This is a genomic window from Elioraea sp., assembly GCF_051860475.1.
Taxonomy (GTDB): Bacteria; Pseudomonadota; Alphaproteobacteria; order Acetobacterales; family Acetobacteraceae; genus Elioraea.
In genome coordinates this window covers 1-26,407 of record NZ_JBHYDW010000028.1, presented here as the reverse complement: position 1 = coordinate 26,407, position 26,407 = coordinate 1, and the positions used below count along the sequence as shown (strand labels likewise).

General features: G+C 71.5%; 25 protein-coding genes and 1 tRNA gene. 12 read left to right on the top strand and 14 right to left on the bottom strand.

Translation table 11 applies throughout. From position 1 onward, the window contains the following. The 3 genes from ACTIFU_RS07615 to ACTIFU_RS07605 are packed head-to-tail and all read right to left on the bottom strand — an operon-like array spanning position 1 to position 3,067. Positions 1–1,218 carry an O-antigen ligase family protein gene (locus ACTIFU_RS07615; protein WP_439577703.1) on the bottom strand — a complete coding sequence of 406 codons (1,218 nt, stop codon included), beginning with the start codon at positions 1,216–1,218 and terminating at the stop codon, positions 1–3. Then, complete coding sequence (locus tag ACTIFU_RS07610; protein WP_439577702.1) at positions 1,215–2,117, bottom strand: DMT family transporter; 903 nt, start codon at positions 2,115–2,117, stop codon at positions 1,215–1,217. The genes ACTIFU_RS07615 and ACTIFU_RS07610 overlap by 4 nt, the downstream gene beginning before the upstream one ends. After that, entirely contained in the window at positions 2,114–3,067 is a 954-nt protein-coding gene (locus tag ACTIFU_RS07605; protein ID WP_439577701.1) for a DMT family transporter, read from the bottom strand. The genes ACTIFU_RS07610 and ACTIFU_RS07605 overlap by 4 nt, the downstream gene beginning before the upstream one ends. A 158-nt stretch (positions 3,068–3,225) precedes the next feature. Here ACTIFU_RS07605 and ACTIFU_RS07600 point away from each other — a divergent pair, with 158 nt between their 5' ends. Further along, complete coding sequence (locus tag ACTIFU_RS07600) at positions 3,226–4,605, top strand: leucyl aminopeptidase family protein (RefSeq protein ID WP_439577700.1); 1,380 nt, start codon at positions 3,226–3,228, stop codon at positions 4,603–4,605. Positions 4,606–4,763: 158 nt separating this feature from the next. Further along, the gene (locus tag ACTIFU_RS07595; RefSeq protein ID WP_439577699.1) at positions 4,764–5,141 is read left to right on the top strand and encodes a MarR family transcriptional regulator; all 378 of its coding nucleotides are present in this window, start codon (positions 4,764–4,766) and stop codon (positions 5,139–5,141) included. Between the two features lie 75 nt (positions 5,142–5,216). Here the strand turns inward: ACTIFU_RS07595 and ACTIFU_RS07590 are convergent, their stop codons facing one another. The 9 genes from ACTIFU_RS07590 to ACTIFU_RS07550 all read right to left on the bottom strand — a co-directional run bounded on the left by ACTIFU_RS07590 (position 5,217) and on the right by ACTIFU_RS07550 (position 14,534). Continuing rightward, positions 5,217–6,152, bottom strand: a complete 936-nt coding sequence (locus tag ACTIFU_RS07590; RefSeq protein ID WP_439577698.1) for a 2-hydroxyacid dehydrogenase — start codon at positions 6,150–6,152, stop codon at positions 5,217–5,219. Then, complete coding sequence (locus ACTIFU_RS07585) at positions 6,149–6,598, bottom strand: hypothetical protein (protein ID WP_439577697.1); 450 nt, start codon at positions 6,596–6,598, stop codon at positions 6,149–6,151. The genes ACTIFU_RS07590 and ACTIFU_RS07585 overlap by 4 nt, the downstream gene beginning before the upstream one ends. 86 nt (positions 6,599–6,684) lie before the next feature. Beyond that, positions 6,685–8,163 (bottom strand): NAD-dependent succinate-semialdehyde dehydrogenase, encoded by a 1,479-nt coding sequence (locus ACTIFU_RS07580; RefSeq protein WP_439577696.1) that lies wholly within the window; start codon positions 8,161–8,163, stop codon positions 6,685–6,687. Positions 8,164–8,231: 68 nt separating this feature from the next. Then, positions 8,232–9,137, bottom strand: coding sequence for an alpha/beta hydrolase (locus ACTIFU_RS07575; RefSeq protein ID WP_439577695.1), 906 nt, complete (start codon positions 9,135–9,137; stop codon positions 8,232–8,234). Beyond that, positions 9,134–10,957, bottom strand: coding sequence for a glutamine--fructose-6-phosphate transaminase (isomerizing) (glmS, locus tag ACTIFU_RS07570; protein WP_439577694.1), 1,824 nt, complete (start codon positions 10,955–10,957; stop codon positions 9,134–9,136). The genes ACTIFU_RS07575 and glmS overlap by 4 nt, the downstream gene beginning before the upstream one ends. Then, positions 10,957–12,312, bottom strand: coding sequence for a bifunctional UDP-N-acetylglucosamine diphosphorylase/glucosamine-1-phosphate N-acetyltransferase GlmU (gene glmU / locus ACTIFU_RS07565; RefSeq protein ID WP_439577693.1), 1,356 nt, complete (start codon positions 12,310–12,312; stop codon positions 10,957–10,959). Before glmU ends, glmS begins: the two co-directional genes overlap by 1 nt. An 80-nt stretch (positions 12,313–12,392) precedes the next feature. After that, entirely contained in the window at positions 12,393–12,863 is a 471-nt protein-coding gene (locus tag ACTIFU_RS07560; protein WP_439577692.1) for an ASCH domain-containing protein, read from the bottom strand. 19 nt (positions 12,864–12,882) lie between these two features. Continuing rightward, the gene (locus ACTIFU_RS07555; RefSeq protein ID WP_439577691.1) at positions 12,883–13,698 is read right to left on the bottom strand and encodes a DUF3108 domain-containing protein; all 816 of its coding nucleotides are present in this window, start codon (positions 13,696–13,698) and stop codon (positions 12,883–12,885) included. Between the two features lie 47 nt (positions 13,699–13,745). Then, entirely contained in the window at positions 13,746–14,534 is a 789-nt protein-coding gene (locus ACTIFU_RS07550; RefSeq protein WP_439577690.1) for a DUF3108 domain-containing protein, read from the bottom strand. Between the two features lie 88 nt (positions 14,535–14,622). Between ACTIFU_RS07550 and ACTIFU_RS07545 the strand changes: the two genes are divergently transcribed. Further along, positions 14,623–14,697 (top strand) — tRNA-Val (locus ACTIFU_RS07545). Here ACTIFU_RS07545 and ACTIFU_RS07540 read toward each other — a convergent pair. Continuing rightward, complete coding sequence (locus ACTIFU_RS07540) at positions 14,676–15,305, bottom strand: TetR/AcrR family transcriptional regulator (RefSeq protein WP_439577689.1); 630 nt, start codon at positions 15,303–15,305, stop codon at positions 14,676–14,678. The two genes, ACTIFU_RS07545 and ACTIFU_RS07540, sit on opposite strands and share 22 nt — an antisense overlap. 134 nt (positions 15,306–15,439) lie before the next feature. Between ACTIFU_RS07540 and ACTIFU_RS07535 the strand changes: the two genes are divergently transcribed. From ACTIFU_RS07535 to ACTIFU_RS07495, 9 genes are all read left to right on the top strand, one after another. After that, positions 15,440–15,883 (top strand): ester cyclase, encoded by a 444-nt coding sequence (locus tag ACTIFU_RS07535; RefSeq protein ID WP_439577688.1) that lies wholly within the window; start codon positions 15,440–15,442, stop codon positions 15,881–15,883. A gap of 148 nt (positions 15,884–16,031) precedes the next feature. Next, on the top strand, positions 16,032–16,412 hold the full coding sequence (rbfA, locus tag ACTIFU_RS07530; protein WP_439577687.1) for a 30S ribosome-binding factor RbfA: 381 nt from the start codon (positions 16,032–16,034) through the stop codon (positions 16,410–16,412). Between the two features lies 1 nt (position 16,413). Beyond that, on the top strand, positions 16,414–17,346 hold the full coding sequence (truB, locus tag ACTIFU_RS07525; protein WP_439577686.1) for a tRNA pseudouridine(55) synthase TruB: 933 nt from the start codon (positions 16,414–16,416) through the stop codon (positions 17,344–17,346). Positions 17,347–17,414: 68 nt separating this feature from the next. Next, entirely contained in the window at positions 17,415–17,684 is a 270-nt protein-coding gene (gene rpsO / locus ACTIFU_RS07520; RefSeq protein ID WP_439577685.1) for a 30S ribosomal protein S15, read from the top strand. Between the two features lie 300 nt (positions 17,685–17,984). Next, positions 17,985–20,165 carry a polyribonucleotide nucleotidyltransferase gene (pnp, locus tag ACTIFU_RS07515; RefSeq protein WP_439577684.1) on the top strand — a complete coding sequence of 727 codons (2,181 nt, stop codon included), beginning with the start codon at positions 17,985–17,987 and terminating at the stop codon, positions 20,163–20,165. A 102-nt stretch (positions 20,166–20,267) separates the two neighbouring features. After that, positions 20,268–21,668: an NAD(P)H-dependent flavin oxidoreductase gene (locus ACTIFU_RS07510; protein WP_439577683.1), complete on the top strand. Its 1,401-nt coding sequence runs from the start codon at positions 20,268–20,270 to the stop codon at positions 21,666–21,668. Positions 21,669–21,728: 60 nt separating this feature from the next. Next, positions 21,729–24,317, top strand: coding sequence for a DNA mismatch repair protein MutS (mutS, locus tag ACTIFU_RS07505; RefSeq protein ID WP_439577682.1), 2,589 nt, complete (start codon positions 21,729–21,731; stop codon positions 24,315–24,317). 57 nt (positions 24,318–24,374) lie between these two features. After that, on the top strand, positions 24,375–24,905 hold the full coding sequence (locus ACTIFU_RS07500) for a thiamine pyrophosphate-binding protein (protein ID WP_439577681.1): 531 nt from the start codon (positions 24,375–24,377) through the stop codon (positions 24,903–24,905). Between the two features lie 8 nt (positions 24,906–24,913). Next, positions 24,914–25,507, top strand: coding sequence for a thiamine pyrophosphate-dependent enzyme (locus ACTIFU_RS07495; RefSeq protein ID WP_439577680.1), 594 nt, complete (start codon positions 24,914–24,916; stop codon positions 25,505–25,507). Between the two features lie 6 nt (positions 25,508–25,513). On the opposite strand, the gene ACTIFU_RS07490 is transcribed toward ACTIFU_RS07495, so the two are convergent. Next, a partial coding sequence (locus ACTIFU_RS07490) for a response regulator (protein WP_439577679.1) occupies positions 25,514–26,407 on the bottom strand: 894 nt, incomplete at its 5' end.

The window sequence follows — 26,407 nt, the reverse complement described above, 5'->3', positions numbered from 1 at the left end:
TCAGCGCTGCTCTGCACACACCCGCCATGCGGTGGCGGCCAGGATCAGCGACCCCACCCACCAGGCCTGCCAGACCCCGAAGGCAACCAGCGCCACCACCAGCCCCGATGCGGCCGTGCCGGCCCCCGCCGCGATCGCAACCGGGGTGGGCGCGCGCACGATCCCCCGCCCGATCCACCACGCCCCCACCGCAGCCAGCAGCAGCCCGATCATGCCGAGCTCCAGCCGGACCTGAAGCCCACCATTGTGGGGGTGCAGTGGCAGGTTCTGCACGAACTGGTCGGGCATGGCCGCGAGAACGTCGCGCGTCGGCCCGGGCGCGGCGAGCCGGTCGAAGGTCGCGTCCGCGACCCGTGCCTGCCCGCCCGGCATGACCCGCGACGTCTCGAACCCCCAGCCGAGCACGGGGCGTTCGGCCGCGCGGGCGGCGACGAAGTCCCAGATCGCCACCCTGTGCAGGCCCGAGGGTGGCAGCAGGCCGGCCCGGCCGGCGGCCTCGCCGGTGGCCTGGAGCACGGAGGGGCCGGCCAGCACCAGAAGCGCGAGCAGCAGCGGGCCAAGCCGGCAGACAGTGCGGTACGGCGCGAGCGCCACGGCGGCCCCGGCAGCACCAGCGAGCAGGGCGAGGCGGGCGGCCTCGGACGGCGCGGCGAGCACGGCGAGCGCCCCCGCAGCAGCGAGGCAGAGCGCGGCGACCCGTCCCGCCTCGCGCCAGCACAGCACGATCGCCGGCGGCAGCAGCAGCACCAGCACCGACGCGCCGGGCTTGATCCCATCCACCCGCCGCGGCGGCTCCGGAAACAGGCGCACGGCATTGCCAAGAACGCCACCGGTCAGCACCTCGACGATCAGCACAGCCGAGGCGGCGGCCACGCCGAGAATCAGTCCCCTCCCCGCCCGGCGCCGCGAGACGGTGTCGAGGAGGCCGGCGGCACCGACCACCAGCGCGCCGAGCCCGACCAGCGCGGCGAAGCGGACGGCGCCCCCGAGCGAGACGTCCGGCGCAATCGACCACGTGGCCGAGGCGATCCCCCAGCCGGCAAGCAGCCCGACTGGCCAGAGCGCGACGGTGCCACGCATTACCGCCGCGAGCCGCGCCCGCTCAGCCCACACCAGCGCCAGCGCCGTGACGACCAGGATGGGCGTCGCCGCGCGCGACTGCATCGCGACGGCGGTCGGCAGCGCACCGAGCGCCGCCCCGAGCGCCCAACCGCTCATCGCCGGCCGCGCTGCCGGGTACGGCGGAGATAGGCCTCACGGCGGGTGATGTAGGCCACCGAGATGGCCATCAGCACGGCACCCACCGCGAGCGGCCAGCCTGGACGCTCGGCAAACACCGCCCAGCCGACCAGCGCGCCGATCGGCACGGCGACGAACTCGACGGGCGCCAGCAGGCTGGCCTCGGCCCGGCGCGCGGCGAGGCTTGCGCACAGATCGCCGAGCGTGGCGAAGCCGGCCGCGGCCACCAGCAGGCCGGCCTCCGTGAGGCTCGGCGTGCGCCACCACCAGACGCTCGGCGGCAACCAGGCGGCGAAGCCGACGATGCCATACCAGAACACCACCCGGATCGGCGGCTCGCCGAGCGAGGCGAGGGTGCGGACGAACGCGAGCACGCAGGCGCCGCAGAACGACGCTCCGACTGCCAGCAGCGCGCCGGGGTTGAGCCCTAGCGACCCAGCCCGCCGCTCGGCGAACATGATGACCATCACGCCGGCGAAACCGATCGCGGCCGCGAGCGGCCGGCGCCAGCCCACGGCCTCGCCGAGCAGCGCGACCGCGATCACCAGCAGCCAGAGCGGTCGCGCCTGGCCGAGCGCGATCACATCGGCGAGCGGAATCAGCGTCAGCGCGGCGATGCTGAGCCCCATCGCCGAGACCCCCGCGACGCCGCGCCCGAGATGCAGCCAGAGCCGCCGCGTGGCGAGCGAGGGCGCGCCCTTGCGCACGAGCCACGGCGCGAGCAGCAGCATGGTCAGCAGCGCGCGCGAGAGCATCACGATCGGCAGCGGCACGCCGAGCGCCAGCACGGCCTTGTTGCAGGCGGTCATGCCCGCGAACAGCGACGTCGCGAGCAGCATGAAGCCGATCCCGTGGATCGGCGAGGGCGGCCGCTTCATCGCGGCCCTGGACGTCCGGCCAGCGCCACGCCGGCGAGCACCAGCGCGAATCCGGCCCCGTGGAAGAGCCGCGGCACCTCATCCAGCAGCAGCACCGCGAGGACGGTACCGAACACCGGCTGGAGATGCAGGAACGGCCCCGAGGCGGATGCGCCGATCAGCGCGACGCCGCCATTCCAGCATAGATAGGCGCCGATCGAGGCGGCGAGCGCCGCGTAGAGCACGGCAAGCGCCGTCGGCAGGTCGGCACGCGGCGCCGCCCCGGTGAGCGCGAGCTCGGCGAGCCAGGACGGCAGCAGCAGGGCAAGGCCGAACAGCACGGTCAGCGTGAGCAGCGCCAGCGGCGAGAACGTGCCGGGCGGGATGCGCCGGAGCAGCACCGAGTAGATCCCCCAGCCGAACACGGCGAGCAGGATGATGCCGTCGGCCGGATTGAGCCGGAGCGCCAGCAGCGCCGCCGGGTCGCCGCGCGCGGCGATGATCGCCACGCCAGCGAGCGACACCGCGAGGGCCCCGAGCCGCCGCCCGTCCGGCCGCTCCCCGTCGATCGCGAAGGCGGCGACGACGATCGCCAGCGGCGTGAGGCTGATCACCAGCATCGCGTTGATCGCCTCGGTGCCGGTCAGCGCGATGTAGGACAGGGTGTTGAACGTGCCCACGCCGCTGACGCCGAGGGCTGCGAGCGACCGCGCGTGGCGGCGGATCGCGTCGAGCCGGCGGGCAAGCTCGCGCCACGTGAAGGGCAGCAGCACCGCCGCCGCAACGACCCACCGCCAGAACGCCAGCGCGACCGGCGGAACCTGGCCGCGCACCGCCCTGCCCATGACGAAGTTGCCCGCCCAGAACAGCGACGCGAGCGCGAGCAGCAGCGCCGCCCGCCGCCATGCAGCGGCCCGGTCCGATCCCGCTCGGGCGGACTGCAGGCTTCGAGGGGGGCTCGGAGTGCGCATGCCGTGCGGAGGCTTAGCGCGACGCGCGGGCGCATGCCATGCGCCCCAGGCAGCGAAGGACCGGCCGAGCCCGGGTTGAACGCGGCGGCCCGCCGGTCCACTCTGGTCATATTCTTAGTCCGGAATGGACTGCCCGTCTCCCTGCCCGAGGTTGTCCCATGCTGCCCTGCTTCGCCGCGCCCGGCGCGACCGCGCTGACCCTGCACGCCGTCACCCCGGAAGGCCTCGCCGCCTGGACGTCACGGCACCCGGCCGGCGAGTTCGTCACGGCCGCGGGGTTTGCGGCGAAATCCGGGGAACTGCTGCTGCTGCCCGCCGGCCACGGGCTCGGCGGGGCGGTGGTCGGGCTTGGCGACGGGGCGCCGAGCGCCTGGAGCTTCGGCGGGCTCGCGACCACGCTGCCCGCAGGCACCGTCTGGCAGATCGAGGGCACGGCCGAGCCGTCGCGCGCGGTGCTCGGCTGGGGGCTGGGCGCCTACCGCTACAGCCGGTTCAGGGCCGCGCCACGCGACCCCGCGTGCCTGCTGCCTCCGCCCGACACCGAGGCTGCCCAGCGCGAGGTAGAGGCGGTCTGGCAGGTTCGCGACCTCATCAACGATCCCGCGAACATCCTCGGCCCGGAAGAACTCGCCGAGACCGTGGCGATGCTCGGCGCGGAGCACGGCGCGGCCGTCCAGCGCGTGTCCGGCGAGGCGCTCGAGCGCGCCTACCCGACGGTCGCAGCGGTCGGGCGCGGCAGCGCCCGGCCGCCGCTGGTGGCCGACCTGACCTGGGCCGGCTCGACGGCCGGCGCCGATGCGCCCCTCGTCGCGCTGTGCGGCAAGGGCGTCTGTTTCGATACCGGTGGCTACGACCTGAAGCCCGCCGCCGGCATGTTGCGGATGAAGAAGGACATGGGCGGCGCGGCGGTCGCGCTCGGCCTCGCCCGACTCGTCATGCAGGCGGACCTGCCCGTCAGGCTCAGGCTGCTGATCGGCGCGGTCGAGAACAGCATCGGCGCCCACGCGATGCGTCCGCTCGACGTGGTGCGCACACGCAAGGGCATGACGGTGGAGATCGGCAACACCGACGCGGAGGGCCGGCTCGTGCTGTGCGACCTGCTGGCGGAGGCGGATACGCAAACGCCGGCATTGCTGATGGACTTCGCAACCCTGACCGGCGCGGCGCGGGTCGCCCTGGGCCCCGACCTGGTGGCGCTGTTCGCGCAGGACGATGGGATCGCGGCGGAGATCCTCGCCTCCGGCGATGAGGCCGAGGATCCAGTCTGGCGCATGCCGCTGTGGCCGGGCTACGGCTCCTGGCTCGACAGCCAGGTCGCGGACCTCGCGAACGTGAGCGCGAAGCCGCATGCCGGGGCGGTGGTGGCGGCCTTGTTCCTTCAGCGTTTCGTGTCTTCGGATCGATGCTGGGCGCATTTCGATCTCTACGCATGGAACGATTCGCCGCGTCCTGGACGCCCGGAAGGCGGCGAGGCAACCGGGTTGCGCGCTGCGTTCCGCGCGATTGCCCGCCGATTCGGCACGCTGACGCGTGCATGACGGCGCCATAACAACTGCGCGAGCACCTGGGCTCATCGGGATTCTCTCGATCAAGCAACAGTTGTAAAAATAGTCTTTGCTTTTTCGTTGCGACGCACTACATGCGTAACAGCGCCGTTGCCGGGAACTGGCACGGCCGTCATGGAAGGTGAAAGACGATGGCAGCAAGCAACGCAAGCGAGCAGCTCCTTTCGGTGCTGCGCGAGACGATCGTGGCCCTGGTCCGCCGCGATGGTCCTGATCTCTCGGCCCGCCAGCTCGGTGTGTTCCTGACCGTGTACCTGACGGAGGGTCCGCACACCGTGCGCGGTCTCGCCGCCGAGTTGAACGTCTCCAAGCCCGCGATCACCCGCGCGCTCGACCGGCTTGGCGAGCTCGACCTCGCGCGCCGCAAGGTCGATCCGATGGATCGCCGGAGCGTGATCGTTCAGCAGACCCTGAAGGGCTCCGCGTTCCTGCGCGAGCTCCGCAAGATCATGGGCGAGGCTGGCGGCGGGCGCGGCTCGGGCAGCATGCGGCGCGCGGCCAACGCCTGATCGCGTGGCCTTCGAGGCCTCTTGCAGGGGCGCGGCCGGTTGGCCGCGCCCTTCGCATAGGCGGCCTTTGTCGCCTCAATAGCCGACCGAGACGTCCACCCGATTCAGCAGGGGCCCGCCCGCTGCAAGGCGACGCAGGTTGTCCACGACCTGACCGGCGACACTGCGCGGCACGGTGATGCTCGCCGCGTGCGGCGTGACGATCACCTTCGGGTGCCCCCAGAACGGATGCTCGCCCGGCAGCGGCTCGACCTCGAACACGTCGAGCGTCGCGCCCGACAGATGCCCCGACTCCAACGCGGCGAGCAGATCGTCCTCCACCACATGCCCGCCCCGCGCGGCATTGATCACGTATGCGCCTTTCGGCAGCGCAGCAAATGTCCGCGCGTTAAGAATTCCGCGAGTCGCCGGCGTGAGTGGCAGCAGGCAGATCAGGATATCGGTTCTTGAGAGAAATTTGATCATTTCTCTTTCGCCGACGAAAGATTCAATCCCGTCGAGCGCCTTCGGCGTACGGCTCCACCCTGCCACCGGAAAGTCGAGCGCGGCGAGCTTGCGCGCTGCATCCGCACCCAGGGTGCCGAGGCCAAGAATGCCGATCCGCGTGTTCTCGGTATCGGGGGCGGGCAGTTCGTGCCAGATCCGCGCCTTCTGCTGCGCCCGGTAGATGTCGGCCTGGCGATGGTGCCGCAGCACCGCGAGCAGCACGTACTCGCTCATCGCCGTGGTCAGCAGCCGGTCCACCAGCCGCACCACGTCCACGCCCGGGGGCGGGCCGGGCGGACGGAACAGGTGGTCCACGCCCGCGCCCATGCTGATCAGCAGCCGGAGGTTCGGGTACCGGTACAGATCCTCGGGGGGATGGTTCCAGGTGACCGCAGCGGCGATGTCTTCGACCGGGCCGGTGTCCGGGAACAGCCGGACGTCGAGCCCGGGTTCGAGCGCCAGCAGTTCGCGCCGCCACACCTCCATGGTCGCAGGCTTGGTCGATACGAGCAGCGCGCCGGTCACCGGTAGCCGTCCTCCTCTTCCTCCTCGCGCGTGCGCGCCGCGCGCACGAACGCCACCCAGTCGCCGTCGGGAGGTCGGCATTCGTCCTCGCCGGACTTCAGCGTGATCGCCGTCTCCTCCCAGGCCCGCAGAAACGACTCCGGCGTGGAGGTCACGAAGGCGTAGGTGCGCGCATACACCTGATCCTTGATTCGCGGGAGGATGACAAGGAACCACACGGCGATCCCGGCGGTGAGCGCAAGAATGCCGAGCATCACCCCACCGACGATGGTGGCGCCGATCACGCCGAACAGGCCGAGCCCGATCGGCAGGGCGCTTTCGATGCGGCGGAACACGGGGCTCCCCGGGCGCGACATCAGGCCGATATTGACGCCGAGGAACAGGCGCTTCTGCGCAAGCAGGCGCGTCAGGCGGGCATGGGCATCACGAATCCGGGAGTCTGACATGAGGCTCAATACCATGGCGGGGGGACCACGGTGGTCCCCCCACACCCCCCTCCACAGATTGGGCTACGGCCCCCGACCTCATCTGCTCAGGTCCCGATCCCCCCGACCGCGACGTACTTCACCTCGAGATACTCCTCGAGCCCGTACTTCGAGCCCTCGCGGCCAAGCCCGCTCTCCTTGAACCCGCCGAACGGCGCGACCTCAGTGGCGAGGATGCCCTCGTTGGCGCCGATCAGGCCGTACTCCAGCGCCTCGCTCACCCGGAAGATCCGCCCCACGTCGCGCGCGTAGAAATACGCCGCCAGGCCGAACGGGGTATGGTTGGCAAGCCGGATCGCCTCCTCCTCGGTCTTGAAGCGGAACAACGGAGCGACCGGCCCGAAGGTCTCCTCGTGGAAGATCTTCGCCCCAGACGGCACCTCCGCCAGCACCGTCGGCTCGAAGAAGTTCCCGCCCAGCGCATGACGCCGTCCGCCGGCGAGAATCTTGGCCCCGCCTCTCACCGCATCCTCGATGTGCTCCTCGACCTTGGCCACGGCATCGGCGTTGATCAGCGGACCCTGCACCACGCCAGGCTCCGTCCCGGGCCCGACCTTCATCGCCTTCGCCGCCTCGGCCATCTTCGCCGCGAACGCCTCGTACACGCCCTCCTGCACCAGGATGCGGTTCGCGCACACACAGGTCTGGCCGGTGTTGCGGAACTTCGACGCCATCGCGCCGGCGACCGCGGCGTCGAGATCGGCGTCGTCGAACACGATGAAGGGCGCGTTGCCGCCGAGCTCCATGCTCACCTTCTTCACCGTCTGCGCGCACTGCGCGATCAGGATCTTGCCGACCTCGGTCGAGCCGGTGAAGGACAGCTTGCGCACGATCGGATTCGACGTGAGTTCCTTGCCCGTCTCGGACGACGGGCCGGTGATGATGTTCATCACGCCCGGCGGCATCCCCGCCCGTTCCGCCAGCACACCGATCGCGAGCGCGGTGAACGGCGTCTGGCTGGCAGGCCGCACCACGCCGGTGCAGCCGACCGCGAGGCCGGGCGCGCATTTGCGCGTGATCATCGCGGCGGGGAAGTTCCAGGGCGTGATCGCGGCGAACACGCCGACGGGCTCCTTCATCACCAGGATGCGCCGGCCCTTCACGTTCTGCGGGATCATGTCGCCGTAGGCGCGCTTGCCCTCCTCGGCGAACCACTCGACGAACGAGGCGGCATAGGCCACCTCGCCCTTCGCCTCGGCGAGCGGCTTGCCCTGCTCGGAGGTCATCAGCAGCGCGAGATCGTCCGCGTTCGCCATCATCAGGTCGAACAGCCTGCGCAGGATCACGCTGCGCTCCTTGGCGGTGAGCGCGCGCCAGGCGGGATAGGCGCGGTGCGCCGCCTCGATCGCGCGGCGCGTCTCGGCTGCACCCAGGGCGGGCACGGTGCCGACGGTCTCGCCGGTGGCGGGGTTGCGGACGGCGATGGACTTGCCGTTGTCGGCCTCGATCCACTTGCCGTCCACCAGGCAGGCCTGGCGGAACAGGCTGGGGTCCTTCAACGGCAGGGGAGCGGCTTGGTTGAGCATGTCATGGTCCTCCCGAGAGGTTCGGGGCGGACCATAGACCCGGGCGCCGCCGGGTCCAACCGGGGCGGCTATTCCTCCAGCCGCGCGAGTCCGATGCGGGCGAGATGCGCGAACAGGAAGGCGAGCGCCTCCCCGGCCGTCGCCTCCCAGACGCGCATGGTGTGTCCGGCATCGACGACCCGCAGCTCGAGCGCCTCCGGCTGGCGGCGATACAGCGCCCGCGCCAGCTTGGCCGCCTCGTAGGCGATCTCCAGCCGGTCATCGTCGCCGGCGGCGAGATAGATCGGCACGCGCACGTGCTGGGCGAGATAGCGCGGCAGCAGCGCGGGCCACGCATTGCGGGTCCAGGCGGCGAGGTCGAACGCGCCGTCCGGCCCGGCGAAGGCGGGCGAGCGCCGCGCGGCCGAGAGCGGCGGCGGCGCCTCGGCATAGATCGCCGGCGCCCAGAGCGCGGCCGCGCCGAACAGGTGCGGGTGCCTGAGCACGATCCGGAGCGCGCCGTAAGCGCCGGCCGAGAAGCCAGCGATCGCCCGGCCCTCCCGTGAGGTCATCACCGGATACTTGCGCGCGACGTCGCCGAGCAGGTCGGACACCACCGCCGTCTCGGCGCGCGCGAAGCCGCTGTCGATCCACCACGTGTTCGTGGCCCCCGGCATCACGGCGATCAGCTTCGGCAGCCGGCCCGCGCGCACGCCGTCCTCGACCGCCTGCCAGAGCCTGATCCGCCCGGCCCAGGACTGCTCGTCGCCGCCGGCGCCGTGCAGCAGCACGAGCAGCGGATAGGGTCCGCGCGCGGGATCATAGCCGTCTGGGAGGAAGACGTTGTAGCGCAGCGTTGGGCCGGATGCGGTCTCGACGCGGTCGGGCACGACGCGCCACTCGGCCGCAGCCGGGAGCGCGAGCCAGGCCAGCAGCACCAGCGCGACGAGCGCGCGGGCGATCCCCCTCGGCAGCGATCCCCCCCTCGGCGTCACTCCACCGTCACGCTCTTGGCCAGGTTGCGCGGCTGATCGACATCCGTCCCCTTCAGCACCGCAGCATGATAGGCGAGGAGCTGCACCGGGATCGAGTAGACGATCGGCGCGACGAAGGGATGCGTCTCGGGCATGGCGATGGTGTGGGCGCAGAGATGCGCCAGCTTCTGGCACCCCGCACGGTCGGACAGCAGCACCACGCGGCCCTTCCGTGCATGCACCTCCTGCACGTTCGAGGCGGTCTTCTCGAACAGCCGTCCGGGCGGGGCGACCACCACCACCGGCACGTGCTCGTCGATCAGGGCGATCGGCCCGTGCTTCATCTCGCCGGCGGGATAGCCCTCGGCGTGGATGTAGCTGATCTCCTTGAGCTTGAGCGCGCCTTCCATGGCGACGGTCCAGGCCGTGCCGCGGCCGAGATAGAGTACGTCGCGCGCCTCGGCGAGGTCGGCCGCGACCGCGGCGATCCGCTCGTCGAGCTCGAGCGCCTCGGCCGCCTTGCCCGGCGCCTCGATCAGCGCCTGGGCGAGCTCGGCGGCGGCGGCGGCGGAGAGCACGCCGCGGGCCCGCCCGGTGGCGATGACGAGGCAGGCCAGCGCCGCGAGCTGGGTCGTGAAGGCCTTGGTGGAGGCGACGCCGATCTCGGGACCGGCGAGCGTCAGCAGCGCGCCGTCGCTCTCGCGCTCCATCGCGCTCTCGCGCACGTTCACGACCGACAGGACGCGCTGGTCCTGCCCCTTGGCCCAGCGCAACGCAGCGAGGGTATCCACCGTCTCGCCCGACTGGCTCACGCACAGCACGAGCGCGCCCGGGTCGAGCACCGGCTCGCGGTAGCGGAACTCGGAGGCGATCTCGGCGGTCGCGGGCAGGCGCGCCACCTGCTCGAACCAGTCGCGCGCGACTTGGCCGGCATAGAGGCTCGTGCCGCAGGCGACGATCGAGACGCGCGGGATGCGGGCGAGATCGACCGGCAGGTCGGGCAGGGTGATCTGGCGCGTGGCCGGGTCGAGATAGGCCTTCAGCGTGTCGCCGATCACGGCCGGCTGCTCGTGGATCTCCTTCTGCATGAAGTGGCGGAAATTGCCCTTCCCCACCATCGCGCCGGAGACCGCGGTGCGCTTGATCGGCCGCATCACCGGACGGTCGATCTGATCAAAGATATCGGCGCCATCCTGGGTGACGACCGCCCAGTCGCCCTCCTCCAGGTAGCTGATCCGCTCGGTCAGCGGCGCCAGCGCCAGCGCGTCAGAGCCGACATACATCTCGCCGTCGCCGTAGCCGATCGCGAGCGGGGAGCCACGGCGCGCGGCCATGATCATGTCATGGCGCCCGGCGAACAGCACCGCGAGCGCGAAGGCACCCTCGATCCGCTTCAGCGTCGCCGCCATCGCCTCCTCAGGTGTCGCCCCGGCGGCGAGGTCGCGGTCGAGCAGCCGCGCCACCGTCTCGGTGTCGGTCTCGGTCTCGAAGGCGGCGCCGTCGGCGGTGAGCGCCGACTTCAGCTCGCTATGGTTCTCGATGATGCCGTTGTGCACCACCGCCACCCTGTCAGTGGCGATCGGGTGGGCGTTCGTTTCGGAGGGGCGGCCATGCGTCGCCCAGCGGGTGTGGCCGATGCCGGTGGTGCCGGACAGCGGCCGCTGGTCGACCAGTGCAGCCAGCCGGGCGAGCTTGCCCTCGGCGCGGCGGCGCTCGATATGGCCGTTCACCAGCGTGGCGATGCCAGCGCTGTCATAGCCGCGGTATTCGAGCCGGCGCAGCGCCTCCACCAGCAGCGGGGAGGCGGGGTTGCGCCCGACGACGCCGACGATGCCGCACATCAGCCCTTCTCCTTGCAGCGCGCGCGGAACTCGGCCGCGCGATGGGGTTTGTCGCTCTGGCGCGCGCGGCCGAAGGCCATCGCGTCCGGCGCGACGTCCGCGGTGATGGTAGAGCCGGCGGCGATGAAGGAACCGTCACCGAGGGTGAGCGGCGCCACCAGGGTCGCGTTGGAGCCGACGAACACGCCGGCGCCGATGGTGGTGCGGTGCTTGGCCGCACCGTCGTAGTTGCAGGTGATGGTGCCGGCGCCGATGTTGGCTCTCGCGCCGACCGCGGCATCGCCGAGATAGGCGAGGTGGTTGGCCTTGGCGCCCGCGCCGAGCGTGGCGTTCTTCAGTTCGACGAAGTTGCCGACATGCGCGCCGGGGCCGATCTCGGCGCCCGGACGGAGCCGCGCGAACGGTCCGATGATCGCGCCGGGTCCGACGTGGCAGGCTTCGAGGTGGGAGAAGGACCGGACCTCGGCCCCGTCCTCGACGGTGACACCCGGGCCGAACACAACGTGCGGATGCACGGTGACATCCGCGCCGAGCCTGGTATCCCAGGACAGGAACACGGTCTCGGGGGCGACCAGGGTGGCGCCGCCCTGCATGGCCGCGGCGCGCAGCCGCTGCTGGAGCGCCGCCTCGGCGGCCGCCAGTTCCGCGCGGCTGTTGATCCCCAGCATCTCGTCGGTCGGCGCCTCGGCATGGGTGACGCAGGCGCCCTCGGCGCGGGCGATGGCGACGATGTCGGTGAGGTAGTACTCGCCCTTGGCGTTGGCGTTGCCGACCTGGCGCAGCCAGCGCAGCAGGTCGGCGGCCGGAGCACAGAACAACCCGGCATTGCAGAGCCCGACCGCGCGCTCGGCCGCGTCGGCATCGCGCCATTCGACAATGCGCGCGACGAAGCCGTCCGCGCCGAGGATCACCCGGCCGTACTGGGCGGCGTCGGCGGGGCGGAAGGCGAGCAGGGCGAGCCCGGCACCGGCCTCGCGTCGGCGGGCGGCCAGTGCCTGCATGGTCTCAGGGCGGACCAGCGGCACATCGCCATAGAGCACCATGGCCTCGCCCGTGGCAGCGCCGAGGGCCTCGGCGGCGGCCAGCGTGGCATGGGCGGTGCCGAGCCGATCGTGCTGCACCACACAGGGATGCGGGGCAACGACGGCGCGCATGGGGGCGAAGGACGGCTCCGGTCCGGCGACCACCACGGCGCGGGCGAAGCCTGCATCGGCGCAGGCCTCGATCAGATGCGCCACCATCGGTCGGCCGGCGAGGCGGTGCAGCGGTTTGGGGGTGGACGAGCGCATCCGTGTCCCAAGACCTGCGGCCAGGATCACGGCGAGCGCATCAGGGAGGGGATCTGGATGCGTCACGACGGTGCAGGTTGTGCCGCAGGCGAGACGGTACTGTCAAAGGTCCTCGCGGTCACTTCGCGTTTCGCGATGCAACGCACTCAGCGATCGGCGGCCTCCGGCGGCCAGACGACGGTGAAGCGCTCGAACACCACCGCGATCCCGTCATGCATGGCAAAGCCTTCGCGCGCGGCCTGACGGGCGAAGTACCGGCGATGGGCGTCCAGCCAATGGGTCCGGCTGAGGCCGCCCTCGCCTTCGTCACGGGCGAAGTCATCATCGACCGAGATCAGCGGGCCGACGCGGAGTTCGCTGGTGCGCCAGATCAGGCGCGGCCGGCGGTCGCCATCCACCACCACCACGTGGCGGCCGACCCGGGGCGCTTCGACGCCCGACGCGATGTCGCGGGCGAGGAAGGCGGTGGCGCGCTTGGTGCCGGCCAGCACGAGCCCGGCGAGTTCGGTCGCCAGGGCAGGGCTGTCGCCGAAGGACACCACCTCGAAGTCGTCGTGGTCGGGTCCGCCGGCGGCGCGGAACCTCCGCCAGAACGCCAGCACCTCGGGCGAGCGCATGCGCCGCCCCGGTCCCGGCCTAGTTCCGGCTCTCCTGCGTCGGCAACGGCAGCTCGCCCCGGCCAATCCGGGTCAAGTGGATATAGACGGGTCCCCAGCCGGTCTCGGCCTCGATGCGGACGGGGATCAGCGGCATGCCAGGCTCGGGCCGGGCGAGCCATGCGGTGGCGCTGCGCGGGGTGCCGGCCTCGTCGCGGCGCTGGCTGGACCAGAACCCGGCGACCTGGCGCCCCTCGACGGTGCAGCGCAACGCGGGGCCGGCGAAGATGCCCCAGCGATGCGCGTGCAGCGTATCCTCGCCCTCGGTACGCGCGGTCACATCGGTGCGGCGGCGGCCGTCGAACAGCGCCGCCTCGCCCTCGCAGCGTCCGGTCTCGGTCACGCGGTGCAGCAGCGAGGCGATCGCGGTGAGCGAGTCGATGGTGCCGCGCTGGAGGTCGGCCGGCACGGGCTCGCGCTCCTCGGTATTCGCCGGGATCAACGCCAGCACCTCGGGCTCGCCACCCGGCCAGCGCATGGCGATTCGGCGCAGCCGGTCGCGCCAGCGGCCCTCCATGGCGTATCGGGTCGGCGCAAGGCCGACGTCGCTGCCTGGCGTGACGGTGCCCTCGACCTCGGCGGACTGCTCGCCGCGGATGAAGGCGGCGAGGAGGCCGGTGGTGCGCATCAGGGCGGCGAGGCGGTAGCGCTCGGCTTCCAGCCGTAGCGCGGCGTCGAGAGTCGCGACCGAGAACCCGCTGAAGTAGGCGGTGTAGGAGGCGAGCACCGGCGGCTCGGCGGCGCGGGCGGACGGGGCGAGGGCCGCCAGCGCGGCCGCGGCGATCAGGATGCGCATGCGGTCGTGTATGGGCAGCGGACGATCGGGTGCAAGGCGCGATCGCGTCATCGGGTTGCCGTCGGCAGCGTCGGCGGGCGTGCCTCCGAGAGCGTCACGACCAGGGTGCCGAGCCAGTCGATGCCCATTTCGAGCCGAAGCGGGATCGCCGGCGCCCCTTCGAAGGGAGCGGCGATCCAGACCATGCCGGTCTGCGGGCGCTCGGCTTCGGCGCGGTCCCAGTCGTGCCAGAAACCGGCGAGTTGGCGCCCTTCGACGCGGCAGCGCACGGCGGTGAGGCCGGGGTGGCCCGGCGCGCGGCCTTCGCCAGCCGGAGCGAGCGCGATCTTCTTGAGCCGCCGTCCGTCGAACACCGTCACCTCGAGGTCGCAGCCGCGCGCGCCGAGGCGCCCCACCTGGCGCGAGACGGCGAGGAGCGCGGTAAGGGTATCGACGCCCCCTCGGGCGAGGGTGGGCGGGACCGGTTCGCGTTCGGGCACCTCCGGCGGGTCGAGCGCGATGCGTGGCGGGGTCTCGGCGAGCGCGAGATCAACGCGCCGGGTTTCGTCCTGCCACGCGCCTTCGGCACGAAATCGGAACGGTCGGATGCCGGCGTCGGTGACGGCGCCTTCCACGGTGGCGCTCTGGTCGAAGCGGGTGGCGAGGGTGGCGAGGCCGGCAGAGCGGGCGCGGGCGGTGATCCGGTAGCTGTCGGGTCCGATGGCGGCGTGCACGTCGATGGTCATCACGCGGAAGCCAGCGACGCGGGCGATGTAGTGCGCCTCGACCGCCTCGGTTGCGTGCGCGGTCGGGGCGAGCGCGACCAGCAGGGCGGCTGCGGCGGTCGTGGGACGCATGGCGGAGACGTGGGCAGGCGGCGAGCGGCGCACAAGCGCGCGTGCTTGACGCCCCGGCGCGCGCAGCCCTATAGGCCGCGCTTCGGATGGGCGTGTAGCTCAGTGGGAGAGCACTGCCTTCACACGGCAGGGGTCGTAGGTTCAATCCCTACCGCGCCCACCATCCGACCCCTTCGTTTCCCCGCGCATCACTCCGGCAATCCAGGCGAGCACCACTGCGACCAGGGTATCCTCGTCGTGCCTGCTTGGTTCGAGCGAGGCCCAGGTGGGGAAGGCGAGCGCATGGCGGAGCGTGAGCGCTGTTGGCTCGCGTCGCGCGCGCGGCGGGTCGAGCGTGCGCAGCAGGTCCTCGGCGACGCCCTCAAGGAAGGTGCGTATCTCGGCCATGGGTCCTTGCAGGGCCGGCACGTGCGGCTCGTCGCGGTGCGAGACCTCCCACATGCGCGCAGTCTCTCTGTAGTAGCGATAGAAGGCCGACACCGCGGCGCGGCAGCGCGCCATACCGTCGGCGATTCCCGCCCAGGCCGCCGGATCGGGCGGCGGATGCAGCGACAGCCAATGCGCGGTGCACGCCTGGAAGACGGCGGTTTCGTCCAGGAAATGACGGTAAACCGTGAGGCGCTGCACGCCGGCACGCTCGGCGATCGCGCTGATGGTGGTCGCGCGCGGCCCCACCTCCTCGTGCAGGTGCATCGCCGCCTCGACGATCCGCTGGCGTGTCCTGTCCTGGGACTTGGCGCGTTCGCGCAGGGTGTAGGGGCGTCTCGCCATTCAATGAACATAGCCGTTCACTGAAGCCTTGACAAGGCCAGCGTTCGCCGGCATAGATTTCGATGAACGGTAACGTTCATTGGAAATGGGTCGGCCCGCCCATGCGGGTTGGCCGTCAGCGAAAGGACACCGACATGACTGCCTCGCCTGCTCTGATCAATCGTGCGACCGTCGAGCGTTTCCTCGCCGGGACGCATTCGCCCGATCTCGCCGATCTCAAGGTGATCGACGAGACGGTGGCTCCGGGCATTGTCTGCCACGGGTTTCCGGGCGGGAAGAACCCGCGCGACCACGAGAGCTACAAGGAGTTCTTCCGGGCATTCCGGACGGCCTTCGGCGACATGGAGTTCCGCGTCCTGGCGTTACTGGCCGATGAGCGCTTCGTCTCGGCGCGCTTCAGTGTCGCGGTCACGCATATCCGCGCGTTCGCCGGCGTGGCACCCACGGGGCGGCGGGTCACCTTTGGGGGCATGGTCCTCTATCGGATGGAAGGCGGCCTGATCGCCGAGACGTGGCTGCAGCTCGACGAGTTGGCTCTCCTTGGCCAGATCGGCGCGTTGCCTGCGCTTGCCGCTTGACGGCTCTGCCGGGCTTCCTCTCGCGGGGAGCCCGGCAGCGTGTTATGCGCCCGCCTTCCGTTATGGGATCAAAGGGCCAATGGCCCTTTGCGGGTGCAGGGCGGAGCCCTGCCGGGGCCGGGGGCGGACCCCCCGAAAGGATGCGGCCATGAAACCTCCTTCCCAGCGTCAGCTCCGCGTCGGCGAGGAGATCCGCCATGCGCTCGGGCTCATCTTCGAGCGCGGCGATTTTCGCGACCCCGATCTCGCCGCCGCCCATGTGACGGTGACGGAGGTGCGTGCCTCGCCCGACCTCAAGCACATGACGGTGTTTGTCACCCCCCTGGGCGGCGGCGACGCGGCGCCGCTGCTGGCGGCGCTCAAGCGCGCCACACCCTTCCTGCGCGGCCAGGTGGCAAAGGCGGTGCGGACCAAGTACGCCCCCGATCTGGCCTTCCGCGCTGACACCACGATCGATGCCGCCGCGCGGATCGAGGCGTTGTTCCATTCTCCCGAGGTGCAGCGCGATCTCGAGCGCGACGAGGACTGACGTGGCGCGCAAGCCCAAGGGCCGGAAGATCGATGGCTGGCTGGTGATCGACAAGCCGACTGGCAGGAACTCGACGGATGTGGTGAACCGGCTGAAGCGTGCGTTCCAGGCGCAGAAGGTTGGGCATGGCGGCACGCTCGATCCGCTGGCGACGGGCGTGCTGCCGATCGCGTTCGGGGCGGCGACCAAGACCGTGCCCTACGTGATGGACGGCACCAAGGAGTACCGGTTCACGCTCAGGTTCGGCGAGGGGCGCGACACCGACGATGCGGATGGCGTGGTCACGGCCACCTCGGATGTGCGCCCGACCGATGAGGCCATCCGGGCGGCACTGCCGGGGTTCGTAGGCGACATCCTGCAGGTGCCGCCGCGGTTCTCGGCGATCAAGGTCGCGGGCGAGCGGGCCTATGATCTGGCGCGGGCCGGCGAGGCGGTGGAGCTGGCGCCGCGCCCGGCGCGGGTCGATGCGTTCACGCTGGAGGCGCGGCACGATGCCGACAGGGCGGTGTTCCGGGTCGTCTCCGGCAAGGGCGTGTACATGCGCAGCCTCGCGCGCGACCTTGCCGCGGCGCTGGGCACGGTCGGGCACATCGCCGCCTTGCGCCGCTTGCGGGTCGGCCCCTTCGACGAGGCGATGGCGGTTCCCCTGGACAGCGCGGCCGCCTTCGGGCAAGACGGAGGAGCCTCAAGCCCTCTCCTTCCGGTCGAGACCGCGCTGGCCGACATCCCGGCGCTGGCCCTGACGGGGGGTGAGGCTTCACGGCTGTCGAGCGGCCAGGCGCTGTCGCTGGTGTCGTTCCTCGGCCGGGTTCCGCCCGACGCCGATCCCGATGGCGGGATCGTCCGCGTGATGGCGGGGGGCAAGGCGCTCGCGATCGGCCGCCTGGAGGGGGGGATGCTGCACCCGGTGCGCATGCTCTCCGCCGCGGCCTGAACGGCGTCCGAGACCCCGAGCGCCGAGAGGCCCGGGCAACGCAACGGCCAGGATGAAGGACCAACACGATGTCGATCACGGCCGAGCGCCGCACGGCGCTGATCCAGGAATACGCGACTCATGCGGGCGACACGGGCTCGCCCGAGGTGCAGGTCGCGATCCTCTCGGAGCGGATCAAGACTCTGACCGATCACCTGAAGACCCACGCCAAGGATTTCCACTCGCGCCGTGGCCTGCTGATGATGGTCGGCCAGCGGCGCCGCCTTCTGGACTACGTCAAGAAGAAGGACGCGGCACGCTACGACGTGCTGATCAAGCGTCTGGGGCTCCGGCGCTAGCCGGGCCCCGCCACCGGGCAGACCCCCCTTGGCCCTGACGGCCATCCCTGCCCCAGATGCCGCGCGCCATGGGGGCGCGCGGAGAACAGCGAGCGCGCGGCGGGACGTTCCCGCCGGAGCGCCGCGACCCGACCGTCCGGGTGCAAGGACGGCGTTTCCGGCCACATGGCGCCCGGGGCGCGCGGCACGCCGCGTTAAGTCCCCCCTCCATGCCGCCCGAGACGCCGTTGCCCCGCGCGGGCGACCGCGTCGTTCCACGACTGCTCCGCCGCAAGCTCGCGCGATGGAGATAAAGACGGAATGTTCCAGTTCTTCCGCAAGGAGCTGACCTGGGGCGGGCGCACGCTCGTCCTCGAGACCGGCAAGATGGCGCGCCAGGCCGATGGCGCGGTGGTTGCCCGCTACGGTGACACCGTGGTGCTCGCGACCGTGGTCGGCGCCAAGACGACCAGGCCCGGCCAGGACTTCTTCCCCCTCAGCGTGCACTACCAGGAGAAGACCTTCGCGGCGGGCAAGATCCCTGGCGGGTTCTTCAAGCGCGAGGGCCGCCCCTCCGAGAAGGAGGTGCTGACCAGCCGGCTGATCGACCGGCCGGTCCGCCCGCTGTTCCCGGACGGGTTCCGCAACGAGGTGCAGGTGATCATCACCGTGCTCTCGCACGACCTGACCAACGATCCCGACATCGTCGCGATGATCGGCACCTCGGCGGCGCTGACGCTGTCGGGGATCCCGTTCCTGGGCCCGATCGGCGGCGCGCGCGTCGGCTACATCGACGGCGCGTACGTGCTGAACCCGACCGCGGAGCAGATGAAGCAGACCGCGCTCGATCTCGTCGTCGCCGGCACGAGCGAGGGCGTGATGATGGTCGAGAGCGAGGCGAAGGAGCTCTCCGAGGAGGTGATGCTCGGCGCGGTCAATTTCGGCCACCAGGCGATGCAGCCGGTGATCGAGGCCATCATCCAGCTCGCCGAGGTCGCGGCGAAGGACCCGTGGCCGGTGCCTGAGGAGGATGCCTCGGTCGCGGCGCTGAAGGCGCGCCTCGAGGAACTCGCGCGCGGGCCGCTCACCGAAGCCTACAAGGAGACGGTGAAGCAGGCGCGCGTCGAGAAGCTGGCGACGGCGAAGAAGGCCGCGCTCGACACCATCGCCGCCGAGGAGCTCGACGCCGGCAAGGCGAAGGAGATGCTCAAGGCGATCGAGTCCGACATCGTCCGCAACGCGATCCTCGACACGGGGCTGCGCATCGACGGCCGCGACACCAAGACCGTGCGGCCGATCTACGTCGAGGTGGGCCTGCTGCCGCGCGCCCATGGCAGCGCGCTGTTCACCCGCGGCGAGACCCAGGCGCTCTGCGTGGCGACCCTGGGCACCGGCGACGACGAGCAGATCATCGACGCGCTCGACGGCAGCTACCGGGAGCACTTCCTGCTGCACTACAATTTCCCGCCCTACTCGGTCGGTGAGGCGGGACGCTTCGGCACGCCGGGACGGCGCGAGATCGGCCACGGCAAGCTCGCCTGGCGGGCGATCCACCCGCTGCTGCCGACCAAGGAGCAGTTCCCCTACACGCTGCGCGTCGTCTCCGAGATCACCGAGAGCAACGGTTCGTCCTCGATGGCCACGGTATGCGGCTCGTCGCTCGCGCTGATGGACGCGGGCGTACCGCTGCCGCGCCCGATCGCGGGGATCGCCATGGGGCTGATCAAGGAGGACAAGGGCGTCGCGGTGCTGTCCGACATCCTCGGCGACGAGGACCATCTCGGCGACATGGACTTCAAGGTCGCCGGTACTGAAACCGGCATCACCTCGCTGCAGATGGACATCAAGATCACGTCCATCACGCCGGAGATCATGAGGGTCGCGCTCGGCCAGGCGAAGGACGGGCGGATGCACATCCTCGGCGAGATGGCCAAGGGCCTGAACCGGCCGCGCGACAGCGTCAGCGAGATCGCGCCGCGGATCACCGTGATCCACGTCCCGCGCGACAAGATCCGCGAGGTGATCGGCTCGGGCGGCAAGGTGATCCGCGAGATCACCGAGGTCACCGGCACCAAGATCGACATCGAGGACGACGGCACGATCAAGGTCGCGGCGACCGACGACAAGGCGGCGAAGGCGGCGATCGACTGGATCCGCGGCATTGTCGCCGAGCCCGAGATCGGCGTGATCTACGACGGCAAGGTGGTGAAGACGGCCGATTTCGGCGCCTTCGTGAACTTCCTCGGCTCGCGCGACGGGCTCGTGCACATCAGCGAGCTCGCGCAAGGCCGAGTCGCCAAGACCACCGATGTCGTCAATGTCGGCGATCCGGTGAAGGTGAAGGTGATCGGCTTCGACGAGCGCGGCAAGGTCAAGCTCTCCATGCGCGTGGTCGATCAGCAGACCGGCGAGGACATCACCGACAAGGTCGGGCCCACGGGCGGCGGGCGCCGGCGCGACGAGATGGCCGCGGGCTATGCGCCGGCGCCGGCCGCGCAGTAGCGCCCGGCCCACGCCGGCGAGGCGGGGACTTGCATCCCCGCCCGCTCCGCTGACCTATACTGATTGTGACGTCGGGATGAACGACTTCGGACGGGAGGTGCCGTGAGGGCGCTGAATGCAATCCGCGTGAGCGGAGCCGAGGTCCTGCCGCTGATCGAAGGCGGCAAGGGCATCTCGATCTCGAACGGGGTCTCGTCGGGCGCCTGGGCGGCTTCCGGCGGGATCGGCACGTTCTCGGCCGTCAACGCCGACAGCTACACCCCCGACGGGCGGCTGGTGCGCCAGACCTACGAGGGCAAGACGCGGCGCGAGCGCCACGAGGAGCTGGTCGCGTTCGGCATCCAGGGCGGCATCCAGCAGGCGCGCACCGCCTACGAGATGTCGGGCGGCCAGGGGCGGATCCATGCCAACATCCTCTGGGAGATGGGGGGCGCCGAACGCGTCATCACCGGCATCCTGGAGGGTGCGAAGGGGCTGGTGCACGGCATCACCTGCGGTGCCGGGATGCCCTATCGCCTGTCCGACATCGCCGCGCGGTTCAGCGTCTACTACTATCCGATCGTGTCCTCGGCGCGCGCCTTCAACGCGCTCTGGAAGCGCGCCTACCACAAGACGCGCGAGTGGCTCGGTGGCGTGGTGTACGAGGACCCGTGGCTCGCCGGCGGGCATAACGGGCTTTCCAACAGCGAGAACCCCGAGAAGCCCGAGGCGCCGTATCCGCGCGTCGCCGCGCTGCGCAAGACCATGAACGAGTTCGGCCTGAGCGACACGCCGGTGGTGATGGCGGGCGGCGTGTGGTGCCTGCGTGAGTGGGAGGACTGGCTCGAAAACCCCGAGATCGGCCCGGTCGCGTTCCAGTTCGGCACGCGCCCGCTGCTGACCAAGGAGAGCCCGATCTCGGATGCCTGGAAGCGCCGGCTGCTGACACTGAAGGAGGGCGACGTCTTCCTCAACCGGTTCTCGCCCACCGGGTTCTACTCCTCGGCGGTGAACAACGGCTTCATCAACGAGTTGCGCGAGCGGAGCGAGCGCCAGGTCGCCTACACCACCGAGGCGATGGGCGAGCACACGGAAGGCTTCCCGACGGGCCCGCGCGGCCGCCTCGTCTATCTCACGCCGAAGGATGCGGCGCGCGCGCGCGCCTGGACGGTAGCCGGCTTCACCGAGGCGATGCGCACGCCCGACGGCACGCTGATCTTCGTCACGCCCGAAAAGGGCGCGGAGATCCGGCGCGACCAGATCGACTGCATGGGGTGCCTGAGTGCCTGCCGGTTCTCGAACTGGGCGCAGCACGAGCCCGACTACTCGACCGGCAAGAAGGCCGATCCGCGCAGCTTCTGCATCCAGAAGACGCTGCAGGACATCGCGCATGGCGAGGACGTCGACAGCAACCTGATGTTCTCCGGCCACAACGCCTACCGCTTCGCAACCGATCCGTTCTACTCGAACGGGTTCATCCCGACCGTGAAGCAGCTGGTCGAGCGGATCGCGACGGGGGATTGACCGGATCGGCGCTGCCGCGATGTTGGCCACGCCCGACATCGCGGCTAACGTCCGCCGCCCATGTCCGCCCAGCCCTCGCCCATGCTCGCGCAGTGGTTCGCCGCCAAGGCGGATCACCCCGACGCGCTTCTGTTCTTCCGCATGGGCGACTTCTACGAGCTGTTCTTCCAGGACGCCGAGGCGGGCGCCCCCGCGCTCGACATTGCGCTCACCACGCGCGGCGAGCATGACGGCAGGCCGATCCCGATGTGCGGCGTGCCGGCGCACAGCCATGAGGCCTATCTCGCGCGGCTGATCCGGCGCGGCTTCCGGGTCGCGATCGTCGAGCAGACCATGGACCCGGCCGAGGCGAGGAAGCGCGGCCTGCGGGGCCCACTTCCGCGCGCGGTCGTGCGGCTGGTCACCCCCGGCACGCTCACCGAGGAGACGCTGCTCGAGGGCGTGCGGCCGAACTGGATCGCCGCCAGTACCGGGGCCGCCCTTGCCTGGCTCGACATCTCGACCGGTGCATTCGGGGTGCGGCCCACCGCCGGGGCGGCGCTCGCGGCCGCGCTCGCCGCGCGCGACCCGGCGGAGCTGCTCCTGCCGGAGGATCGGCTGACCGACCCGGTGTTCGCCGAGTGGCGCGCGCGCGCAGTCGCGCTGCCGGCGGCGCGGTTCCGCGCCGAGGCCGGGCGGCGCGTGCTGGAGGCGGCCTACGGCGTCGCCACGCTCGACGCGTTCGGCGCGTTCTCCGAGCCCGAGCTGGCCGCCGCCGGCGCCCTGCTCGACTATGTGCGCGCGACCCAGGCCGGACGGTTGCCCAGGCTCGAACCGCTGGCGCGCGAGGCCGAGGCCGCGACCATGGCGATCGACTCTGCGACGCGGCGCAGCCTGGAGCTCGACCGCGCCGGCCCCGACACGCTGCTCGGCGCGGTGGACCGCACGGTGACCGCCGCCGGGGCGCGGCTGCTCGCCGCGCGGATCGCGGCACCCTCGACCATTGCCGGAACGATCGCCACGCGGCTCGACGCCGCCGGGTTCTTCCTCGCCGACCCTGGCTTGCGCGATGACCTGCGGAGCCGGCTCAAGGGCGCCCCCGACATCGCACGCGCGCTGGCGCGGATGTCACTCGGCCGCAGCGCGCCGCGCGATCTGGCGGCGATCCGCGACGGGCTCGCGGCCGCGCGCCAGGCACAGGCCGCGCTCGCCGCGGCGACCCTGCCGCGCCCGCCGCTGATCGCCTCGGCCGAAGCGGCGCTCGACCCATCCCCCGCGCTCGCCGAGCGGCTGGAGCGCGCGCTGATCGACCGTCCGCCCGCGCGCGCCGGCGATCCGGGCGCGATCGCCGGCGGCTTCGACGCGGCGCTCGATGCCGCGCGGGCGTTGCGCGACGACAGCCGCCGCGTGGTCGCGGCGATGGAGGCCGAAGCGCGCGCGGCCACTGGTGTCGCCAACCTGAAGATCCGCCACACCGCCCAGCTCGGCTACTTCATCGAGGTCCCCGAGGCGGCGGGCCTGCGCCTCCGTGATGCCCCGCCTGACTCGCTGCCCGGGTTCACGCACCGCCAGACCATGGCGGGAACGATGCGGTTTGTTACCGACGCGCTCGCCGCGCTGGACCGCCGCATCGTCGAGGCGGGTGCAGAGGCGGACGCGCGCGAGGCCGCGCTTGTCACGGACCTCACCGCCGCGGTGCGCGAGCAGGAGGGCGCGGTCGCCGCCTGCGCGGAGGCGCTCGCCACGCTGGACGTCGCCGCCGCGACCGCGACGCTCGCCGAGGCGGAAGCCTGGACCCGGCCCGAGATCGAGGAGAGCGCGGCATTCGCCGTCGAGGACGGCCGCCACCCGGTGGTCGAGGCCGCCGTGCGGCGTGAGGGCGGGGCCTATGTCGCCAATGGGGTCGATCTCTCGCCGGGCGGGCGGCTCTGGCTGGTCACCGGGCCGAACATGGCCGGCAAGTCGACCTTCCTGCGCCAGGCCGCGATCCTCGCCATCCTCGCCCAGGCGGGGCTGTTCGTGCCCGCGCGGCGCGCGCGCATCGGCATCGTCGATCGGCTGTTCAGCCGCGTCGGCGCCTCCGACGATCTCGCCCGCGGCCGCTCCACCTTCATGGTCGAGATGGTCGAGACCGCCTCGATCCTGAACCAGGCGACACCGCGGAGCCTCGTCATCCTCGATGAGATCGGCCGCGGCACGGCGACGTGGGATGGACTGGCGCTCGCCTGGGCGGTGTTGGAGGCCCTGCACGACCGGCTGCGCTGCCGGGCGCTGTTCGCGACCCATTTCCACGAGCTGACCGCGCTCGGGCCGCGTCTGCCGGAGCTGCGGCTCGCGCATCTCCGCGTGAAGGAGTGGAAGGGCGAGGTCGTGTTCCTGCACGCGGTCGCCGAGGGCGCGGCCGACCGCTCCTACGGGCTGCATGTGGCGAAGCTCGCCGGCGTGCCACGCGAGGTGATCGCGCGCGCGGCCACGGTGCTCGCCGCGCTGGAGGAGCGCGCGCGCGGCCTCGCGCCACTCGCCGAGGAGATGCCGCTGTTCGCCGCACAGGCCCCGCCGCGCGTCGACGCACCGGATGAACTCCGCCGCGTGCTCGCGGGGACCGATCCCGATGCGCTGAGCCCGCGCGCCGCCCTCGATCTCGTGGCGCGGCTGAAGGGCATGGTCTAGACGCGGCCGGGGTCAGAGGCCACAACAGCTCCGACCGAACTCCGGGAGGGACCACGCATGGACGGCACGCCGAGTGCCACCTGGCACGGCATCGTCGCCGCGACGCTGCGGCAGAACGACGTGCGCCTCGTCACCTATGTGCCCGACCGTGTGCTCACACCGCTGATCGCCACGGTGGAGGCCGATCCGTTCTTCACCGCCTTCCCCACCGCGCGCGAGGAGGAGGCGGTCGGCATCGTCACCGGCGCCTGGATGGGCGGCATGCGCGGCATCGTGCTGATGCAGACCTCGGGCTTCGCCACCCTGCCGAACGCGCTCGCCTCGCTCGCCTGCGTCTGCCAGATCCCACTCGTGATGATGGTCTCCGAGCGCGGCACGCTCGGCGAGTTCAACCTCGGCCAGGCGATGGTCTGCCGCACCATGCGCCCGGTGCTGGCGGCACTCGGCATCGAGCACCACACGATCACGCGGCTCGACGAGACCGAGTTCATCGTCGACCGCACCATCCGCCAGGCGGTCGCGACCCAGGCGCCCGCCTGCCTGATCCTGTCGCCGCTGCTGACCGGCGGAAAGAGGTTCCCGGCATGAGCCCCGCGATGGACACGCGACACAACGCGCAGGTGATGAACCGTGCCGCGCTGACACAGCGCCTCGTCGCGAAGCTCTCCGACCAGGCGGTGATCGGCGGCATCGGCAACACGAATTTCGATCTCTGGGCCGCCGGACGCCGAGCGGAGAACTTCTACATGCTGGGCAGCATGGGGCTCGCGGTGCCGATCGCGCTCGGCGTTGCGATCGCGCAGCCGAACCGCACCGTGATCGCGCTCGAGGGCGACGGGTCGCTGCTGATGCAGCTCGGCTGCCTCTCCACTGTGGCGGCTCGGGCGCCGCGCAACCTCATCATCGTGCTGTGGGACAACGGCATCTACCAGATCACCGGCGCGCAGCAGACACCGGCTGCGTCCGCGCGCACCGACCTCGTCGCGATCGCGCGCGCGAGCGGCATCGCCGAGAGCCACTGGGCCGCCGACGAGGCCGAGTTCGACGCCCTGGCGGAGCGCGCGCTCGGCGCGCCGGGGCCGTGGTTCCTCGCCGCGCGGATCGACGAGCAGCCCGCGGTCGCGCAGACCGAGCGCGACCCGGTGCGCATCCGCGACAGCTTCATGCGCGGGATCGGCACCCGGGGCTGAGCCGCGTCACTCCGCGTCGAGCGCGGCGCGCATGCGTGCGGCGAGGTCCTGCCGACGGTAGGGTTTGGCAAGCAGCGCAATCTCCTGCGCCGCCTTCCCGGCGGCTGCGTCCGGCGCATAGCCGGACGTGAACAGAAGCTTGAGGGCAGGGCGCCGCCGGCGTGCCTCCTCGGCAAGATCACGGCCGTCCATCCCGCCCGGCATCACGATGTCGGTGAACAGAAGATCGATATTGGATCTTTGCCCAAGCGTCTCGAGAGCCTCCGCCCCGTTCGCCGCCGTGCTGACCCGATAGCCCAGGCCCTGGAGCTGCGCGGCCGCATGCTCGCGCACCATCGGATCGTCCTCGACCAGCAGGATGTGCTCGCCCGCGCCATGGGTCAGCGCGCCCGAGCGCCGGCGGTCGCGCGCTCCCGGCCCTTCCGCGGCGCGCGGGAGATAGAGCCGCACCGTGGTGCCCTTGCCGAGCGCGGTCTCGATGCGCGCATGGCCCTTCGACTGGGTCACGAACCCGTAGACCATGCTGAGCCCGAGCCCGCTGCCCTTGCCCAGCTCCTTGGTGGTGAAGAACGGGTCGAACGCGCGTTCGGCAACCTCCGGCGACATCCCTGTGCCGGCATCCGTCACCGACAGCATCACGTAGTCGCCCGGCGCGATCGTCTCGTTCGCCGCCGCGCCGGCCGCGTCGAGCGAGGCATTGGCGAGCGCGATCGTCAGCCGCCCGCCGCCCGGCATCGCATCACGCCCATTCAGGGCGAGATTGAGAACTGCCCCTTCGAGCTGCCCGGGATCGACCAGCGCCGGCCAGAGCCCTCGCTCGGCGGTGACCTCGAGCTCAACCCGCTCGCTCACGGCCTTGCGCAGCAGCCCGTCCATACCGGCGACCAGCGAGGCGAGATC

Bases quoted from the DNA above. Each gene is read 5' to 3' on its own strand.
- ACTIFU_RS07495 (WP_439577680.1), top strand. From the start codon at position 24,914: ATGGACACGCGACACAACGCGCAGGTGATGAACCGTGCCGCGCTGACA.
- glmS (WP_439577694.1), bottom strand. From the start codon at position 10,957: ATGTGCGGCATCGTCGGCGTCGTCGGGCGCAACCCCGCCTCCCCGCTG.
- rpsO (WP_439577685.1), top strand. From the start codon at position 17,415: ATGTCGATCACGGCCGAGCGCCGCACGGCGCTGATCCAGGAATACGCG.
- ACTIFU_RS07610 (WP_439577702.1), bottom strand. From the start codon at position 2,117: ATGAAGCGGCCGCCCTCGCCGATCCACGGGATCGGCTTCATGCTGCTC.
- ACTIFU_RS07535 (WP_439577688.1), top strand. From the start codon at position 15,440: ATGACTGCCTCGCCTGCTCTGATCAATCGTGCGACCGTCGAGCGTTTC.
- ACTIFU_RS07615 (WP_439577703.1), bottom strand. From the start codon at position 1,218: ATGAGCGGTTGGGCGCTCGGGGCGGCGCTCGGTGCGCTGCCGACCGCC.
- pnp (WP_439577684.1), top strand. From the start codon at position 17,985: ATGTTCCAGTTCTTCCGCAAGGAGCTGACCTGGGGCGGGCGCACGCTC.
- ACTIFU_RS07595 (WP_439577699.1), top strand. From the start codon at position 4,764: ATGGCAGCAAGCAACGCAAGCGAGCAGCTCCTTTCGGTGCTGCGCGAG.
- mutS (WP_439577682.1), top strand. From the start codon at position 21,729: ATGTCCGCCCAGCCCTCGCCCATGCTCGCGCAGTGGTTCGCCGCCAAG.
- ACTIFU_RS07550 (WP_439577690.1), bottom strand. From the start codon at position 14,534: ATGCGTCCCACGACCGCCGCAGCCGCCCTGCTGGTCGCGCTCGCCCCG.
- ACTIFU_RS07605 (WP_439577701.1), bottom strand. From the start codon at position 3,067: ATGCGCACTCCGAGCCCCCCTCGAAGCCTGCAGTCCGCCCGAGCGGGA.
- ACTIFU_RS07555 (WP_439577691.1), bottom strand. From the start codon at position 13,698: ATGCGCATCCTGATCGCCGCGGCCGCGCTGGCGGCCCTCGCCCCGTCC.
- ACTIFU_RS07560 (WP_439577692.1), bottom strand. From the start codon at position 12,863: ATGCGCTCGCCCGAGGTGCTGGCGTTCTGGCGGAGGTTCCGCGCCGCC.
- ACTIFU_RS07585 (WP_439577697.1), bottom strand. From the start codon at position 6,598: ATGTCAGACTCCCGGATTCGTGATGCCCATGCCCGCCTGACGCGCCTG.
- rbfA (WP_439577687.1), top strand. From the start codon at position 16,032: ATGAAACCTCCTTCCCAGCGTCAGCTCCGCGTCGGCGAGGAGATCCGC.
- ACTIFU_RS07600 (WP_439577700.1), top strand. From the start codon at position 3,226: ATGCTGCCCTGCTTCGCCGCGCCCGGCGCGACCGCGCTGACCCTGCAC.
- ACTIFU_RS07540 (WP_439577689.1), bottom strand. From the start codon at position 15,305: ATGGCGAGACGCCCCTACACCCTGCGCGAACGCGCCAAGTCCCAGGAC.
- ACTIFU_RS07580 (WP_439577696.1), bottom strand. From the start codon at position 8,163: ATGCTCAACCAAGCCGCTCCCCTGCCGTTGAAGGACCCCAGCCTGTTC.
- ACTIFU_RS07500 (WP_439577681.1), top strand. From the start codon at position 24,375: ATGGACGGCACGCCGAGTGCCACCTGGCACGGCATCGTCGCCGCGACG.